Source organism: Pseudomonas sp. 14P5.3.2, assembly GCF_057799175.1.
On sequence record NZ_JBYOKU010000003.1, the window covers coordinates 15,949 to 33,843 of the forward strand.

Annotated in this window: 13 protein-coding genes; 10 read left to right on the plus strand and 3 right to left on the minus strand. The window is 61.3% G+C overall.

Going from position 1 to position 17,895, the window contains the following annotated elements; all coding sequences use genetic code 11:
• Positions 1-23 precede the first annotated feature (23 nt).
• Positions 24-887, minus strand: a complete 864-nt coding sequence (locus AC27VU_RS03140; protein ID WP_045122483.1) for a LysR family transcriptional regulator — start codon at positions 885-887, stop codon at positions 24-26.
• A 239-nt stretch (positions 888-1,126) separates the two neighbouring features.
• On the minus strand, positions 1,127-2,845 hold the full coding sequence (locus AC27VU_RS03145) for a hydrogenase maturation protein (protein ID WP_488723376.1): 1,719 nt from the start codon (positions 2,843-2,845) through the stop codon (positions 1,127-1,129).
• 296 nt (positions 2,846-3,141) lie between these two features.
• On the opposite strand from AC27VU_RS03145, the gene AC27VU_RS03150 reads away from it, so the two are divergent.
• The 10 genes from AC27VU_RS03150 (at position 3,142) to AC27VU_RS03195 (ending at position 17,340) form a co-directional block, all read left to right on the plus strand.
• Positions 3,142-3,651, plus strand: coding sequence for a sigma-70 family RNA polymerase sigma factor (locus AC27VU_RS03150; RefSeq protein ID WP_003225554.1), 510 nt, complete (start codon positions 3,142-3,144; stop codon positions 3,649-3,651).
• On the plus strand, positions 3,648-4,595 hold the full coding sequence (locus AC27VU_RS03155) for a FecR domain-containing protein (protein WP_003225552.1): 948 nt from the start codon (positions 3,648-3,650) through the stop codon (positions 4,593-4,595). The genes AC27VU_RS03150 and AC27VU_RS03155 overlap by 4 nt, the downstream gene beginning before the upstream one ends.
• A 90-nt stretch (positions 4,596-4,685) precedes the next feature.
• Positions 4,686-7,607, plus strand: coding sequence for a TonB-dependent receptor domain-containing protein (locus tag AC27VU_RS03160; RefSeq protein ID WP_488723377.1), 2,922 nt, complete (start codon positions 4,686-4,688; stop codon positions 7,605-7,607).
• 269 nt (positions 7,608-7,876) lie between these two features.
• The gene (locus tag AC27VU_RS03165; RefSeq protein ID WP_488723378.1) at positions 7,877-8,353 is read left to right on the plus strand and encodes an antitoxin Xre/MbcA/ParS toxin-binding domain-containing protein; all 477 of its coding nucleotides are present in this window, start codon (positions 7,877-7,879) and stop codon (positions 8,351-8,353) included.
• A complete protein-coding gene (locus AC27VU_RS03170; RefSeq protein WP_003225547.1) occupies positions 8,350-8,853 on the plus strand; it encodes an RES family NAD+ phosphorylase in 504 nt (167 codons plus the stop codon). Before AC27VU_RS03165 ends, AC27VU_RS03170 begins: the two co-directional genes overlap by 4 nt.
• Positions 8,854-8,969: 116 nt before the next feature.
• A complete protein-coding gene (locus AC27VU_RS03175) occupies positions 8,970-11,612 on the plus strand; it encodes a TonB-dependent receptor (RefSeq protein ID WP_488723379.1) in 2,643 nt (880 codons plus the stop codon).
• 228 nt (positions 11,613-11,840) lie between these two features.
• On the plus strand, positions 11,841-13,691 hold the full coding sequence (locus AC27VU_RS03180; protein WP_488723380.1) for an extracellular solute-binding protein: 1,851 nt from the start codon (positions 11,841-11,843) through the stop codon (positions 13,689-13,691).
• Positions 13,678-14,742, plus strand: a complete 1,065-nt coding sequence (locus AC27VU_RS03185) for a microcin C ABC transporter permease YejB (protein ID WP_103484770.1) — start codon at positions 13,678-13,680, stop codon at positions 14,740-14,742. The genes AC27VU_RS03180 and AC27VU_RS03185 overlap by 14 nt, the downstream gene beginning before the upstream one ends.
• A complete protein-coding gene (locus tag AC27VU_RS03190; protein WP_488723381.1) occupies positions 14,742-15,764 on the plus strand; it encodes an ABC transporter permease in 1,023 nt (340 codons plus the stop codon). Before AC27VU_RS03185 ends, AC27VU_RS03190 begins: the two co-directional genes overlap by 1 nt.
• A 1-nt stretch (position 15,765) precedes the next feature.
• Positions 15,766-17,340 carry an ABC transporter ATP-binding protein gene (locus AC27VU_RS03195; RefSeq protein ID WP_488723382.1) on the plus strand — a complete coding sequence of 525 codons (1,575 nt, stop codon included), beginning with the start codon at positions 15,766-15,768 and terminating at the stop codon, positions 17,338-17,340.
• A 233-nt stretch (positions 17,341-17,573) separates the two neighbouring features.
• Here AC27VU_RS03195 and AC27VU_RS03200 read toward each other — a convergent pair whose 3' ends face one another.
• Complete coding sequence (locus AC27VU_RS03200; RefSeq protein WP_007967870.1) at positions 17,574-17,891, minus strand: SCP2 sterol-binding domain-containing protein; 318 nt, start codon at positions 17,889-17,891, stop codon at positions 17,574-17,576.
• Between the last annotated feature and the right edge of the window lie 4 nt (positions 17,892-17,895).

The following is a 17,895-nucleotide window of genomic DNA, read 5'->3' on the forward strand; positions in this document are numbered from 1 at the left end:
TGCTCCGGTGTAAAGCGGCCGATTCAGCTCAACGGGTTCCAGCGTTGCGACCAGTCGTCATCGGTGGCGATCACCTGGCGCAGCAGATCGAAGGCCTGTTGCAGCGTGGCCGAGTCACGTTCGCGGGCGTACACCAGATAGGTCGGGTAACCGAATTCCGGGGCCTTGGTCACCGCTTCCAGCGCCCCGGTTTCCAGATAGCTGCGCACCACGCGCGTGCGGAAGTAGCCGCTGCCGCCATGTTCGAGGATGTATTGCAGGGCCAGCGGGCCGAGGTTGAAACTCAGCGCGGCTTTGGCCTTGTCCGGCAGGGCGGCGTCGTGCTGGCGACGGAAATCCGGACCCCAGTCGATGTAGACGTAGGGATCCGGGCGGTTCGGCGCACGCACCAGAATCAACTTCTCTTCCAACACCTGCTCGACCTGCAGGCCCGGCCAGTATTCGGGCTGATAGACCAGTGCGGCATCGAGCACGCCAAGTTCGAGTTGACGCAGGAGGTTTTCGCCGTCGCGGATTTCCATGCGCAGGGCATGCCCGGGGATCTTCTCGCGCAGTTCGGCGGCCCAACTGAGCATCAACGGATTGCACAGGCTGACTTCGCCGCCGATGTGCAGCACGTTGTGATAACCGTCCAGCAGCGGCAGGTCGCGCCGCGCGGCTTCCCAGGTCTGCACCAGTTGATTGGCATAGACCACGAAGGCTTCGCCATTGGCGGTGAGTTTCGCCCCTGCACGGTTGCGCACGAACAGCGTGCTGCCTAACTGACTTTCAAGTTTCTGCACCCGGGCGGTGATCGCCGTCTGCGTGACGAACAGCTTCTGCGCCGCCGCAGCGAGACTGCCGTGGCGAACGATTTCCAGAAAGGTGCGGGCGAGATCGATGTCCATGGGCGGGCCGGTGTCTGAGGTGCGGGCATTGTAAAGGCAAAAGCCCCTCACCCTAACCCTCTCCCGGAGGGAGAGGGGACTGATTGGGGAATATTGAAGAAATACACCGACTTGAACGATCAGCGTTGAATCCATAATCGACCGAGATATTTCAGGTCGATGCGGGGCGCCAGACACTTTGGTCAGTTCCCTCTCCCTTGGGAGAGGGCCAGGGTGAGGGGAAGGCAGTCACCGCAAAATCAACTGGCCAACTCGGTCGAACGCACCCGCGCCCAGTCTTCCACCAACCGCGCCGGTGTGCCGCAGGCCTTGCGCTTGTAGACGAAGTGGCGGCACTTCTCGGCAAACTGGTTGCGGTTGTAGAGCATGTCTTCCTGCATTTCCTGCAGTTCGTTTTCCCGGCACTGCTGGATCAGCACCTGATCGACCCGCAACTTGCGCTCGCGCACGGCTGCGTAGGTCGGATCGCTCAGCGTTGCGTTGGCCCTCTGCAGCAGCCACAGTGAAAACTCATCCGGGCAGCGCGGACCGATTTCCTGGACCATGCCCAGTTGCAGCGCCTGCGTGGCACTGACCGGCAGACAGGCCTGGGTCAGTTGCTCTGCCATCGCCGGGCCGACGGCGCGGGGCAGGCTGTAGGTCCAGTATTCCGAGCCATACAGGCCCATGCTCTTGTAATGCGGATTGAGCACGATGTCGGCGCGGGCAAACACGATGTCGGCGGCCAGCGCCAGCATCACGCCGCCGGCCCCGGCATTGCCGGTTACGCCGCTGACCACCAGTTGCCGCGCGCTGAGCAGTTCGGCGCAGACATCGTCGATCGCCTGAATATTCGCCCACGCTTCGGCACCCGGGTCCTGCGCAGCCTGGATCACGTTCAGGTGCACACCGTTGGAGAAGCTGCCGCGCCCGCCCTTGATCAACAGCACGCGAGTGTCCCGAGACTTGGCCCAGCGCAGCGCCTCGACCATGCGCTGGCACTGTTCGGTGCTCATCGCGCCGTTGTAGAACTCGAACGTCAGCTCACCGACATGCCCGGATTCGCGATAGCGGATCGGCTGATAGGCCTCGTCGCTGAACGGCTGGCTGGCAATCGACCAGTCGAGGGTCGGTACGTCGGCCAATTGCCCGGCCAGCACATGCCGCGCCGGTTGCTTGAAGGTTTCTTCGCCGGGTAGCGGTTTGCGCCGCAGCGAGCCGATCCACAAGCTGTGATCGCCGGTTGCGACCAGCACCGCGTCGTCATGCACGGCGAGAATCTTGCCGGGAATGCCAGTGCGCTGATCGAGGTGCGCGTCGTACACGTAATACTGCCCGCCGGCCAGACTCGCCAATACCCCGGGCTGGCCGTCGGCGGCGTCGATGCAGCGTTTGATGAAGCGCGAACAGTCGTGCCAGCTGAAGGTACGGTCGTCCTGCTTCATGTTCGGCTGCAAGCGGCCGCGGACTTTGGGGTCGGTGTAATCCAGTGCGACCGGTTGCACGCCGTCGATGAATTTCTCGACCACTTCGCGAATACAGCGAATCGCCGCATCGCTGACCCGACCGTTGTACAGCTCGGACTTGCGCAAGCCCGAGGGCAGATTGAATTCGCAGGTGGCCCAGACCGGGCCGGCGTCCATTTCTTCCACCGCTTGCAGGGCGGTCACGCCCCAGCGCGTCAGTTCATTGCTGATCGCCCAATCCAGCGCGCTGGCGCCACGATCGCCGACGATTCCCGGGTGGATGATCACCACCGGACGCCGGGTATTGCTCCACAGCGCATGCGGCACGCGATCCTTGAGGAACGGGCAGATCACCAGATCGGCGCCGCTGTGTTCGATCTGTTCGCACACCGAGGCTTCATCGGTGAACACCACAACGCTGGGCGAGTGCCCGGCCTGGCGCAGCTCCAGCCAGGCGCGTTGGGTCAGGCCGTTGAATGCCGAGGACAGCAGAATAATCTTCAGTGATCGCATGGTTTTCTTCCTTGAAGGGATAGCCGCGGGCTCCCGGTGAGCCGTCCTTGGCGTTCGATGGAGCGCGCAGATTAGAGAGTGCTTCAGGGCGGGCAACTGACCGGGATCAACGTTGTGTCAGTCAATATTTCTGCGGCGACGGCGCGTCTTATTCTCAATAGTTTGCTTATACTGATTTTTAATTACTTCAAATGTAAGCGGCGCTATTGCACAGTCGCCCCCTGATCTGGAGCCGGACGATCCCGGCAGAACGATGGTTTTTCGCAGCGGGTGGGACCCGTTTCAGGGAGCAAGACATGGGTGATGTTCAAAACCCGCATTACCGGATGATTGGGCAAATGTTCCAAAAGGACTATCGCTGGCTGTGCGCTGCCGTTGGCCGCACGCTGGGTTGCCCGCACAGTGCACAAGACATCGCATCGGAAACCTTCCTACGGGTGTTGGCCCTGCCGGACCCGACCGCCATTCGCGAGCCGCGGGCGTTGCTGACCACCATCGCCCGGCGGCTGGTCTATGAAGGCTGGCGCCGCCAGGACCTGGAACGCGCCTATCTGGAAAGCCTGGCGCTGGCGCCGGAACCGGTGCATCCATCGCCGGAGGAGCGGGCGCTGGTGATCGAGGCGCTGCTGGCGGTCGATCGCCTGCTCAACGGTTTGTCGGCCAAGGCCAAAGCCGCGTTTCTCTACCATCAGCTCGACGGTTTGACCTACAGCGAAATCGGCGAACGGCTGGGGGTTTCCACCAGCCGGGTGCAGCAGTACATGGTCGAGGCCTTCAAGCGTTGCTATCAGGCGATGCAGGCATGAGGCCGGACGAAGCGGTGATCGATGAGGCGGCGCAGTGGATGGCACTGTTGCAGTCCGGCGAGGCCAGCGCAGGCGAGCGTGCCGCGTTCGAAGCGTGGCGCGCGGCCGACCCAAGGCACCAGCGGATCATCGAGCAAATGGGCGGCGGCCTTAACCTGCTGCGTAATCCGACCTTGCGCGGGCTGCCGCGTAACAGCCTGCTGCACAGCCTGAACGCACCGTCGAGTCGACGGCGCTTTCTCAGCGGCAGCTTGAGTGTGCTCGGCATCGCGGTGCTGGCCGGGTTGCTCGGGCGTCGCTACGGCTGGCTGCCGGAAGCCGGAGAACTGGCGACCGGCACCGGCGAACGACGCGATTTCACCCTGGAGGATGGCAGTGCGCTGAGCCTGAATGCGCGGACGCGCGTAGTGACGCAATTCGATGCGGTTCAGCGCTTGTTGGCATTGCGTACGGGCGAGTTGTTGGTGGATGTCGCCAAGGATCCTGCGCGGCCATTCGTGGTCGAGACCGAGCACGGCCGGATGCGTGCGCTGGGGACGAAATTCCTCGTGCAACAAAACGATGATTTCACCCGCCTGGTGATGCTGCACTCGCAGGTCGAAGTGGTTACCGCCGGCGGTGCGCGGCAAGTGGTGGAGGCGGGGGAGAGTCTGCGGTTCAACGCACAGGACATTCTGGCTCTGGAACGCAGTACCGGGCAGGAAAGTGCCTGGGTGCAAGGTCGACTGGAAGTGCGCGACCGACCGTTGAGCGAAGTGATCGACGGCCTGCGCCCATACCGACGCGGCATCCTGCACCTGAGCCCCGAAGTGGCCGATCTGCGCCTGAGCGGTCTCTATCCGCTGGACGATAGCGACCGCACCCTGCAACTGCTGGAGCGCTCGCTGCCAATCCGCGTCACCTGGCACAACCCGTACTGGGTCAGCATCGGTGCACGGTTATAGCGTCATAACTTCTTGGCCTAATCGCCGCCCTATAAAAAGCGCCGGCCCGCTGCTCATTCCCTGCAGACGCCTTCAACAGGGAAGCCCTTGATGATTTCATTCAAACAACAATTACCGCGCCTGACCCTCGCCGCCGCACTGGCGATGGGGTTCGGACCGACAGTGGTTCATGCGCAGGATTCTGCCGCCCAGGTGTACACCTTCGACATCGCCAGCGGCCCGCTCGATGAGGTCCTGCTGGACATCTCGCGTCAGACCGGCGTCCCGATCTCGTTCAGCCAGAATCTGGTGCAAGGCAAACGCAGCAGTGCGGTGCGCGGTGCGTTGGGTGGACGTCAGGCAGTCGAAAAGGCGTTGCTTGGCAGCGGCCTGCAAGTCGAGCAGAGCGCCCAGGGCCTGAGTGTGCGCGAAGGCGAGGCGAACACGCCGGTGGCGGCCAAAGTCAGCGCCGTGGCCCCAGCGACCAGCGCCGATTACCGCATGGAAAAAGTCACCGTCACCGGCTCGCGAATCGCTCGCGCGCAAAGCGATGGTGCGACCCCGGTCAACGTCATCACTCACGAAGAGATGGAAGCGCGCGGCTACAAGAACGTCTACGACGCCCTGGCGACCCAGACGCAAAACACCGGCATGACCCAGGGCGAAGACTATGGCAACACCTGGCAGCCGGCGGCCAGTGCGATCAACCTGCGCGGACTCGGTCCCAATCACACGCTGGTGCTGATCAACGGCCGACGCGTCGCCGATTACCCGACCCCGTACGACGGCAAGGTCAACTTCACCAACTTGGCGAACATTCCCTCGGCGGTCATCGAACGCATCGAAATTCTCAGCAGCGGCGCCTCGGCGATCTACGGTTCGGACGCGATTGCCGGGGTGGTCAACATCATCCTCAAGAAGCAGATCAATGGCATTGACGTCAACCTCAAGGGCGGCACCAGCGAGCGTGGCGGTGGCGACAATCAGCGCCTGCAAATCAGCGGCGGCGGCAGTTGGGGCGACTTCGACGGCTTGTTCGGCCTGGAGCTGACCAACCGCGATCCGATCTGGGCCGACGACCGAGGCTTCATGCAGAGTGGCCCGCTGGCGGACGTCGGTTACCGTCGCGACCTGAGCAACAACCGCTACCTTGGCCCCGGTTGCGGTGCCTATCAAGGCACTTTCGATAACAAGCTGTTGAACAACGGTGGGCGCTGCCGCACCGATCAGATGTACAACGATTACTGGACCATTCAGACGCAAAAGGAAAACTACGACGGCTACACCCGCGGCACGTGGCACTTCAGCGATAGCGGCCAGGTGTTTGCCGACTTGATGTATGGCCTCGATCACATCCAGAACAACACCCGGGGCCCGACCTTCACCTCACCGGATTTCATCAACCAGAACAGCGGCAATCTTGAGCGCTGGTATCGCCGTTACGGAGAAGAGGAAATCGGTGGCCGTACCAGCAACAACAGCAAGTGGACCGACACGTCGTGGACCGGCACCCTCGGCCTCTCGGACAAGATCGCCGACACCGGCTGGAACTACGATCTGGCCGCCAACCGCTCGGAATACCGCAGCGTCAGAACCACGCGCTACACACCGCTGTCATCGATTCAGGATTTCTACCTCGGCCCGCAATTGGGCACACGTAACGGTTACCCGGTGTTCTCTACCGATGCCTCGCGTCTCGATCGCCCACTGACGCCACAGGAATGGGATCAGTTTCGCAGCAACCTGACCCAGAACAGCAAGTCGGTTTCCACCAGCTACAACGCCTCGGTCAACGGCGATCTGTTTGACTTGCCGGCCGGCCCGGTCGGATTTGCCGGTGTGCTGGAGGCGGGCAAGCAGGAATATCGCGTCGACCCGGACGACGGTCTGAATGACGGCACTTTCTATGGCGTGAGCCCGGCACAAAGCTCCGGCGGTTCGCGCAAGCGCTATGCGGCCGGTGGCGAGTTCAGCATTCCGCTGACCGACACCGTGCTGGCCACCGCTGCTGGGCGTTGGGACCAGTACAAATTCAGTGGCCGCAGCGAGCAGCAAAAGACCTATAACCTTGGGCTTGAATGGCGTCCGGTCACCAGCCTGTTGCTGCGCGGCAGCTATGGCACCAGTTTCCGCGCACCGGACCTGAACTACATCTACCAGTCCGACAGCAACGGTTACTACCCGGCGCAGATCGACTACTACGGTTGCAGCCAGGGTGTGCAGGGGGCGTGTGATCGCGGGCGGGTCGACTACACCCAGAGCGGTACCCCGGACCTTGAGTCCGAACGCGGTAAATCCTGGACCTATGGTTTTGTCTGGTCACCGTCGCGCAATTTCGATTTCTCCACCGATTTCTGGCGTGTGGAGATCGACGACCTGCTGACCACCGTCGACGAAAACCGCCTGCTGCAACAAGAGAACGAATGCCGCAACGGCACCCAGGACATCAACTCGGCCAACTGCCAGTCGACCCTGGCGCGCATCGACCGCAACCCGGGCAATGCCGCTATCGATCCCAACCAGTTGCAACGGGTGCGAGTCAATGCGATCAATGCCGCCAGCGAGCGGGTCAGCGGTCTGGACTTCAAGAGCAACATTCGTTGGGGGACCGGCCAGTACGGCGCATTCAGCTCGGCGCTGGGCTACACCCTGGTGCTGTCGCATTTCTACAAGGAGTCGGACGAGGCGCCGACTCAGGACTGGCGCACTTCGCGAACCAATTACGACTGGCGCAGCAAGGTCAACGCCAGTCTGACCTGGGATTACCAGAAAGCCACGGCGACGCTGATGGGCATTCGCTATGGCTCGGTGACCAACGGCGCGGGCGACGGGCGTCTGTCGCCATGGACGGTGTTCAATGCCAGTGCGCGCTACAAGCTCAATGACCGCGCCAGTGTCGGCCTGACCGTGAACAACGTGCTCAACCAGATCAAGCACGATGACTCGGCCGGCTGGCCGTATTACCCGACCGGTAACTATGACCCGTACGGGCGGCAGTGGTGGCTGGATGTGAGTTATCACTTCGGCAGTTGAGCAGGCGTTATTCGTCAGTAACGTCCTACGGAAACAGGTGGGGTTTTCGCATAAGTGGGGATATTTCCGACGACATTCTCAGGTTGGTCGTCGGAAGCGCGATCTATAGCATCGGACATGACATTGAAGTCGTACATGGCCTGGACGCTCAGGCCTCTGATAACGGATGGATCATGCGAACTCATCACCTCGAATACGAAACGCCTGCTTATTCCCATCGCCTTCAATGGCGTGACGATCGTGCCAGATGCCCCGTGGAGGATGTCGCGATGCCCAGCGTCAAGATACCCCGGCTGACGGGTGTGAAGAGGGCCGAGGGCAAACCTGTCGACTTGCTCGTGCATGGCCAGAACATAGGTGACGACGCCTTTCTGATCGTTCAACTTACCGACGAAGGTTTTGAACTGAACGATGTGGTCAACATGCTTTCAACCTCTGAACTGTATCTGCAAGGCGATATGGTCAAACGTATCACCGGCAAGTCGGTCAGAACCGTACGGCGATTACTGAAGGAAGGTAAACCGGTACGGCTTGATCCCCAGCAGAGCGTCGTCGCCTACCAATATGCCTTGGTGCTGGAAAAGGCCATTCACGCCTTCGGGAGGCAGTCACGGGCCGAAGAGTGGCTGCGCAAACCCAGCACCTACCTGAGCGGTCGCGTACCAATGGAGTTTATCCGGCACTCACTGGGATTTCAGATGGTGGAGCAGTATCTGGGGCAGCTGATATACGGGGTTTACCCATGAATCCCTTGCCCTGGGACGAGCATTGGTATGCCTGGCGGCTGGACCCCGAGATTTACGGAGGGACGTGGGACAGCGGGATGGGTTCGAATCTCAATGGTGGCCGATGGAACATACCCGGGCGGCGAGTCGTTTATGCATCAGTCGATCCGTCCTCGGCGATTCTGGAAGTGGCAGCCAATCGCAGTTTTGATGCGCTCGACAGCGAACGTTATGTACTCACGTGCTTTGAGGTCATCAGCGAAGCAAAGGTGAAAATCGTCCAGCCGGAGGAGGTGCCGAATCCTTACTGGTTGAGCCCCGCAAAGCCTTCGCCCAATCAACAACTGTTTGCCGATGCGTTACTCGCTGAGCATCCGTTTGTACTGATCCCCTCGGCGGCGACCCGGCACTCCTGGAATCTGCTGGTGAGCTGCGAATTGGCAGAGGGGCAGTTCAAGATGGTTTCCCAGGAGCGGTTTGGGCTGGATACCCGGTTGCTGAAGGAGAGGGAACTGGCTTGATCCACGCCTGCCATTTTTTGCATAACCTCATCACCCAACGGTCTAAATCGGGCTCTATAAAACGCTGCTGTCCATTGCACATCCCTGCATAAACCAAAACGCAGGGATGGCTGTTCATGATCCATTTTTTACCCGTTCGATCTCGTTTGAGCCTGGCCTTGCTGCTGGCAGTCAACACCTTGCCGGCGGTCGCCGCTGACGAGCCGACAACCCAGCTGCAACGAGTCGAGGTCACCGGCACGGCGATTCGCCGGGTCGATGCTGAAACGGCGGTGCCGGTCACCATTCTGCGAGTTGAAGAACTGCGCGAGCAGGGCGTGACCACCACCGAAGAACTGGTGAGCCGGATTTCCGCAAACCAGTCCTCAGTCGGCTCGGGGCGTTCGGTGGGTTCGAGCAGCGGCGGTGCGTCGTATGCGGATTTGCGCGGCATCGGCCCGAACAAGACCCTGGTGCTGCTCAATGGCCGGCGGCTGAGCAACAACGCGACCAATGCGATCAATGGTTCCGGGGTTGACCTGAATACCATCCCGTTCGCCGCCATCGATCGTGTCGAGGTGCTGCGTGATGGCGCCTCGGCGCTGTACGGCACCGATGCGATCGGTGGGGTGATCAACTTCATCACCAAGACCAGCCTCACCGAAGGGCAGCTCAGCACCAACTACGACACGCCGACCCATGCCGGCGGTGGTGAAAGTCGTAATTTCAGCGGCAGTTGGGGTTTTGGCGATTTGCAGGATGACCGTTTCAACGTGTTCGGCGTGGTCAGTTATGACAAGCAGCAACGCCTGGCTGCCGAGGATCGTGGCTACACCTACAACTATCAGCCTGGACGCGGCCTCGATTACACCTCCGGCACTGCATCACCGGCGAACTGGAGCCAGGGCAGCAACGCCACCAACCCGCTGGCCAGTTCCGGCTGCAACGCCCCGGGCCTGCTGGCGCGCAATGGCATCTGCCGCCAGAGTCTGTGGAACTACCTCGACCTGGTGCCGGAAACCGAGAAGACCTCGGCCTTCGCCAAAGCTACCGGCAAGCTTTCGGACGACCACAACGTCAGCCTCGAATACTTCTGGGCGCGCAACGAAAACCGCACGCAGATCGGTCCCGGCACGTTGATGGGTAACCAGGTCAATCCCGGCACGGCGTTTTATCCCGGCAACGGCATTACCCCAGGCCCGAACAGCTTCGCTCTCGACCCGACGCAGCCGGTCGATGTGAATTGGCGCGAAAGCGCTGTCGGCGCCCGTCAGCATGAAGACGACAACACCGGGCAGCGTTTGCTGCTGAGCTTTGACGGTAGCGTGGTCGGTTGGGACTACAACGTCGGTGCGTCGTACAACCAGAACAAAGTGGTCAATAGTATCGAGGCCGGCTATGTCAACGACCGCGCCGTCAGCGCCGGCATTGCCAATGGCATCATCAACCCGTTCGGTGCGCAGACGGCTGCCGGGCAGGCGCTGCTGGCAGCCAATTCCGTAGACGGCGATTACGGCACGGCGGTCGGCCGCGTGAAGGCGATTGACGGACGTGTCAGCCGCGAAATCGGTGACTGGTTCGGTGCCGGCCCTTCGGCGCTGGCGCTGGGTGGCGAATACCGCAAGGAAGATTTCCATCAGGACTTCGCCCAGTTCGCCGCCGACGTGCAGAGTCTGGGTGTCGACCCCAATGCCAGTGTCGCCGGGGATCGCAGCGTCTCGGCGCAGTACGCCGAGGTCAACGTGCCGGTGCTCGACAGCCTCGAATTGTCCGCCGCCGTGCGCCACGACAAGTACAGCGATTTTGGCAGCACCACCAACCCGAAATACTCGTTCCGCTTCCAGCCGTTCAAGGAACTGGTGGTGCGTGGCGCCTACAGTGAAGGTTTCCGCGCGCCGTCACTGTACGAGTTGTACAACCCCAACTTCACCACATTCACGGTCGCCAACTACAACGACCCTCGGCTGTGCGCAGGCGGCAACCCGAGCAACGGCGGGATCGCCAACCGTGACTGCGCCCAGCAGTTCTACAGCAGAACCGGTGGCAACACTGACCTGAGCCCGGAAACCGCACGCAACGTTACCCTCGGCTTCGTCTATCAGCCGTTCGAACGCCTGACCACCGGGCTGGATTTCTGGTGGATCAACATTGCCAACCAGATCGCGGAGTTCCCGGAATCGGCGGTGTTCGAGAACCCGGAGCTGTATCCGGATCGCCTGATTCGCAAGCCTGACGGTTCCATCGATCACATCGTCACGGGCCTGGCCAACCTCGGCAAGATCAAGACCAATGGTGTCGATGTCAGCTTCGACTACCGTTTGCCGAGCACTCCGTACGGTAACTTCGGGATCGGCCTGCAGGGCACTTATGTCAGTCGGTACGAGTACCAGCAGCAGCTCAAGGGCGACTACATCGACAAGCTCGGCGATTTCCGCGGCGGCGACTTCTCCTCGGCGGGTGCGGTGGCCCGCTGGCACCACAGCCTGACCGGCAGCTGGAACTACGGCCCCTACGGCGTGGCGCTGACCAACCGCTACACCAGCGGCTACCACGACTCCGACCGCGAGACCCACGATTACGTTGGCTCGTACAACGTCTGGGATCTGGCCGGCACCTACACCTGGCGCAAAACGCTGAGCGTAACGCTCGGCGCGAAGAACCTGTTCGATCGTGAGCCACCGTTCAGCAACCAGACCTACACCTTCCAGAGCGGCTACGACCCGAAATACGGCGACCCGTTCGGCCGGACGCTGTACACGCGGGTCAATTACAAGTTCTGAAAATGCCCAGAGGGGGCGGGTTTTAGTCACTTATTGATCTAAAGCCTGCCCTATAAAAATCGCCGGCCTGTTGCACATCACAGGTAGGCAGGACGTTTGGTGACTGTACTGGCGCCTTCGCGAGCAAGCCCGCTCCCACAGGGGAACAGCGGTGAGCACAACTTCCTTATGGGAGCGGGCTTGCTCGCGAAGAGGCCAGTAGCAACACCGTGCAAAAAGGATCTGCCAATGCTATCCAGGCTCATTCTGTTCAGCGCTTTTGCGCTGTTAAGCCCATTCAGTTGGGCCGCCCCGCAACCCGCCCTCACGGTCTACGGCGAAGCCCCCAAATACGCCCCGGACTTTCAACACCTGGCCTACGCTAACCCCAACGCTCCCAAGGGCGGAACGTTGCGCCGCTCTTCACTGGAAAGCGGCCCGTTCGATCACCTGATTCCCTACATCGACAAAGGCACCGGCGTCGCCGACATCGACGGCTGGCTCTACGCGCCGCTGGCCTATCGCAGCAAGGACGAACCCTACAGCGTCTACGGCCTGGTGGCGCAGCAGATGGAACTGGCTGCAGATCGCCGCTGGCTGCGCTTCTACCTCAACCCCAACGCGCGCTTCGACGACGGCACGCCGATCACCGCGCAAGACGTGCGTTACACCTTCGAGCTGTTCACCACTCAGGGCAGCCTCAAATATCGCCAGCAGTTTCGTGATGTCGCCGACGTCGTGGTGGAGTCGCCGACACAAGTGCGCTTCAACTTCAAGAACAACGACAGCCGCACCTTGCCGCTGGATCTGGCGACGCTGCCGGTGTTGCCCGAGCACTGGTGGCGTACGCGCAATTTCGCCGAGGGCGCCGGTTTCGAGATCCCGCCGGGCAGTGGCCCGTACCGGATCAGCGCCGTGGATGCCGGGCGCAGTGTGAAGTTTCAGCGTGTTGCCGACTGGTGGGCCAAGGATCTGCCGATCACTCGCGGCCTCTATAACTTCGATCACTTGAGCGTGGAGTTCTTCGCCGATACCGATGTTGCAAGGCAGGTGCTCAAGGCTGGCGGCTTCGACTATAACCGCGAATTTTCCGCGACCAGTTACACCATCGGCTATGCCGGGGCGGCGCTGGAGCAGGGCAGATTGCTTCGCGAACATCTGGCGCCGGGGGCCGCGCAGGGCTCGCAAGGGTTCGCGTTCAATCTGCAGAAACCGCTGTTTCAGGATCGCCGCGTACGTCAGGCGATTGCCATGCTCTGGGATTTCGAATGGAGCAATCGGCAAATGATGCGCAGCATGTACCTGCGCCAGCGCAGTTACTTCTCGCACAGTGCGTTGTCGGCCACCGAGTTACCGGATGCCGAGGAGCTGAAAATCCTCGAACCGTGGCGCGGCAAGATCCCCGACGAGGTGTTTACCCAAGTCTTCGAAGCGCCGAAAACCGACGGCAGCGGCAACATCCGCGCCGAGCAGTTGCAGGCCTTGAAGCTGCTGGAAGCCGCCGGCTGGAAACCCCGTGGTGATCAGTTGGTGAATGCCAATGGCGAGCCGCTGCAGTTCACTTTTCTCAACGGTCAGAAGGGCTTTGAACGGCTGCTGCTGCCGTTCAAGCGCAACCTGGCGCAGATCGGCATCGGCTTCGATATTCGTCAGGTCGACACCGCGCAATACACCAACCGCGTGCGCAATCGCGACTACGACATGATCGTCGTCGGCTACCCGGTGAGTCAGGCGCCGGGGCGCGAGATGTTCAATTACTTTGGCTCCGACGGCGCCGATGATCCCGGCTCGAACAACTACATGGTGCTGCGCGATCCGGCCGTCGATGCCCTGCTCGAAGGTCTGGTGCAGGCCGACAATCGCGAAAGCCTGCTGCGCCATGCCCATGCCTTGGATCGGGTGTTGCAGTGGGGCTATTACTGGATCCCCAATTACTACCCGCCGGGGATTTCCACGGTGTGGTGGAACCGTTTCGGCCGCCCGGCGACGGCGCCGTTGTACGACGCCGGACTCGACACCTGGTGGGAAATCAGCCCGACCGCGCTGACGGCCGTGCAGATGCAGCAACAGCAAAAGGAGTACGCCCATGTGGGGTTATAGCCTGCGGCGCCTGCTGCTGATCGTGCCGACTTTGCTGGCGATTCTGCTGGTCAATTTTGTCATCGTGCAGGCCGCGCCGGGTGGCCCGGTGGAACAGGCGATTGCCCGGTTGCAGGGCATTGGTGTCGGCGCGGCGGTGGGCGGTGGCCATGTCGAAACCATTGGAGGCGAATCCCGCGCCACCCGGGGTCTCGACCCGAAACTGGTGGCCGACATCGAACGTCAGTACGGCTTCGACAAGCCGGCCGGTGAGCGCCTGTGGCTGATGCTCAAAAGCTACGCGCAGCTGGATTTCGGTCAGAGCTTTTTTCGCGGTGCCAGCGTCACCGAACTGATCTGGCAGAAGCTGCCAGTGACCTTGTCGCTGGGCTTGTGGGCCACGTTGATCACTTATCTGGTGTCGATTCCGCTGGGTATCCGCAAGGCCGTGCACAACGGATCGGCGTTCGATGTCTGGAGCAGCGTGGCGATCATCATCGGCTACGCGATGCCGGGTTTTCTGTTCGCACTGCTGCTGATCATCGTGTTCGCCGGCGGCACCGCGCTGGACTGGTTTCCGGTGCGCGGGCTGGTCTCGGACAACTTCGCGGAGCTGTCACCGTGGGGCAAAGTGGCCGATTACTTCTGGCATCTGGTGCTGCCGGTCACGGCGCTGGTCATCGGCGGATTCGCCACGCTGACGATCCTTACCAAGAACAGTTTTCTCAACGAGATCTCGCGCTTGTACGTGGTGACGGCGCGGGCCAAGGGCCTCAGTCAGCGTCAGGTTTTATACGGTCATGTGTTTCGCAACGCGATGCTGCTGGTGGTCGCGGGGCTGCCGCAAGCACTGGTGACGGTGTTTTTCGGCGGTTCGTTGCTGATCGAAGTGATCTTCTCGCTCGATGGCCTCGGCCGTCTCAGCTACGAGGCGGCCGTGTCGCGAGACTACCCGGTGGTGTTCGGTTCGCTGTTCATCTTCACCCTGTTCGGCCTGCTGATAAAACTGCTCGGCGACCTGTGCTACACGCTGGTCGACCCGCGCATCGACTTCACCGCGAGGACTGCCTGATGTTGACTCTATCTGCCATCGGACAGCGCCGTTGGACGCGGTTCAAGGCCCATCGGCGTGGCTGGTGGTCACTGTGGCTGTTTTTGCTGCTGTTTGGCCTGAGCCTGGGCGGCGAGCTGATCGCCAATGACAAACCGCTAATGGTCGAGTATCAGGGCCAGTGGTACTTCCCGGCATTCAAGCGCTACACCGAGCAGGATTTCGGCGGCGAACTGCCGTTCCAGCCGGACTATCGCAGCGCGCAGGTGCGGCAACTGATCGAGGGGCAGGGCGGGCGGATGTGGTTTGCGCCGATCCCGTTCGGTTTCGATACGGTGAATTACGACCTGACTGAACCGGCACCGAGTCCACCGAGCAGCGAGAACTGGCTGGGCACCGACGATCAGGCGCGGGATGTGCTGGCGCGGGTGATCTTCGGTACGCGGGTGTCGCTGCTGTTTGCCCTTGCGCTGACCGCCGCCAGTGCGCTGATCGGCATTGCTGCCGGGGCCTTGCAAGGCTATTACGGCGGCTGGGTCGATCTGCTCGGGCAGCGGTTGCTGGAGGTGTGGTCGGGGCTGCCGGTGTTGTATCTGCTGATCATCCTGTCCGGGTTCGTCGAGCCGAATTTCTGGTGGCTGTTGGGGATCATGGCGCTGTTTTCCTGGCTGAGTCTGGTCGATGTGGTGCGCGCCGAGTTCCTGCGCAGCCGCGGTCTGGAATACGTGAAAGCCGCGCGGGCGCTGGGGGTTGGCGATGCGCAGGTGATCAGCCGTCACATCTTGCCCAATGCCATGAGTGCGACCCTGACCTATTTGCCGTTCATTCTTACCGGAGCGATTGCGACCTTGTCGGCGCTGGATTTTCTCGGTTTCGGCATGCCCGCCGGCAGCGCTTCATTGGGCGAACTGATCGGTCAGGGCAAGAGCAATCTGCAAGCGCCGTGGTTGGGGCTGACGGCTTTTTTTGCGTTGGCGCTGATTCTTTCTCTGTTGGTGTTCATCGGCGAGGCTTGCCGAGATGCGTTTGATCCAAGGACTTGAGATGAACGATAACCTGATTGAAATCCGCGATCTGCGTGTGGCATTCAACGGCCAGCCAGTGGTGCATGGCATCGACCTCGATATTCGTCCGGGCGAATGCCTGGCGCTGGTCGGGGAGTCTGGCTCCGGCAAATCGGTGACCGCCCACAGCATCCTGCAATTGCTTGACCCGAACATCACGCGGATCGATGGCAGCATTCGTTATGCCGGTGAAGAGCTGCTCGGTGTGCATGAGCGCTATCTGCGGCAGTTACGAGGCAACCGGATCGCGATGATTTTTCAGGAGCCGATGAGTTCGCTGAATCCGCTGCACACCATTGAGCGGCAACTCGGTGAGAGCCTGGCGCTGCACAAAGGCCTGGCGGGCGCGCAAGCCCGTGAGCGCATTCTTGAGTTGCTGGAGCTGGTGGGGATTCAGAAGCCGCGCGAACGGCTCAAGGCCTATCCGCATCAACTCTCCGGAGGTCAACGCCAGCGGGTGATGATTGCCATGGCGCTGGCCTGTGAGCCGCAACTGCTGATCGCCGACGAGCCGACCACGGCGCTGGATGTGACGGTGCAGCGCAGGATTCTGTTGCTGCTCAAAGAGTTGCAGCAGCGGCTCGGCATGGCGCTGCTGATCATCAGCCATGATCTGAATCTGGTGCGCACCATCGCACAGCGGGTGGCGGTGATGCGCAGTGGGCGGATCGTCGAGCAGGCGCCGTGCGAGCAACTGTTCCGTGCGCCGCAGCATCCCTACAGCATCGAGTTGCTCAACGCCGAGCCGGGGGGCGAAGCACTGTGCCGGGATGTGGCGCAGGATTTGTTGCAGGTGCGCGATCTGCATGTGCGCTTTCGCCTGGGTGGTGGCTGGCTGCGGCCGAAGACCTGGCTGGAGGCGGTCAAGGGCATCGATTTGAATCTGCAGCGCGGCAAAACCTTGGGGATTGTTGGTGAGTCGGGGTCGGGCAAGTCGACCTTGGGCCAGGCGATTTTGCGGCTGATCGACGCCGAGGGCAGCATTCGCTTTGCAGGTGAGGCGCTGGAGCAGTTGAGTGGCAAGCAGCTGCGGCCGCTACGCAAACGCCTGCAAGTGGTGTTTCAGGATCCGTTCGGCAGCCTCAGTCCGCGTCTGTGCGTGGCGCAGATCATTGCCGAAGGCTTGCAGGTGCACAGTGATTTGAATGCTGCCGAGCGTGAGCAGGCGGTGATCGATGTGCTGCGTGAAGTCGGGCTTGATCCGGCCACCCGTCATCGCTATCCCCACGAGTTTTCCGGTGGCCAGCGCCAACGGATTGCCATCGCCCGGGCGCTGGTGCTCAAGCCGGATTTGATCTTGCTCGATGAGCCGACCTCGGCGCTGGATCGCACGGTGCAAAAACAGATCGTTGCTTTATTGCGGCGACTGCAGGAAGAGCATGGTCTGACTTATCTGTTCATCAGCCATGACCTGGCGGTGGTGCGAGCGTTGGCCCATGACTTGATTGTAATGAAGGAGGGTGAGGTGTTGGAGCGTGGCGAGACCAATGTGCTGTTCAGCGATGCGCAGCATCCCTATACGCAGGAACTGCTGGCGGCATCATTTGCTGGGTGATGACAGTTCCAACGTAGAAGAAAGTGCATGCTGCAGTTTATGGAGCACCACGTGACCCATGTGGGAGGGGGCTTGCTCCCGAAAGCGGTGTGCCAGGCGGCAAACGTTGTGGCTGATCCCACGCCTTCGGGAGCAAGCCCCCTCCCACCTATGGCCTGTTTATGACGAAACCTGGGAGCCAGACGCAAAAATCCCGCCACAGGGGCGGGATTTTCTTCAAACCGAACCAAGTCTTACGACGGGAACAGCTCGGACAGCTTCATCGACAGCATCATGTCGCCTTCAACGCGCAGCTTGCCGCCCATGAACGCTTGCATGCCGTCGGTTTCACCGCTGACGATGTCTTTCAGAGTTGCGCTGTCCAGTACCAGCGTGCAGTTGGCGTCGGCGTTTTCACCTTCCTGGATGTCGCAAGTACCGTCTTTGACGATCAGCGCGTAGTGCTTGTCTTCGTCGGTGATGTTGAAACCGAAAACCAGATCCAGACCGGCAGCAGCGGCTGGGTTGAACTTGGCTTGCATCGCTTTTACGGCATCAGCTACGGAGGTCATGGTT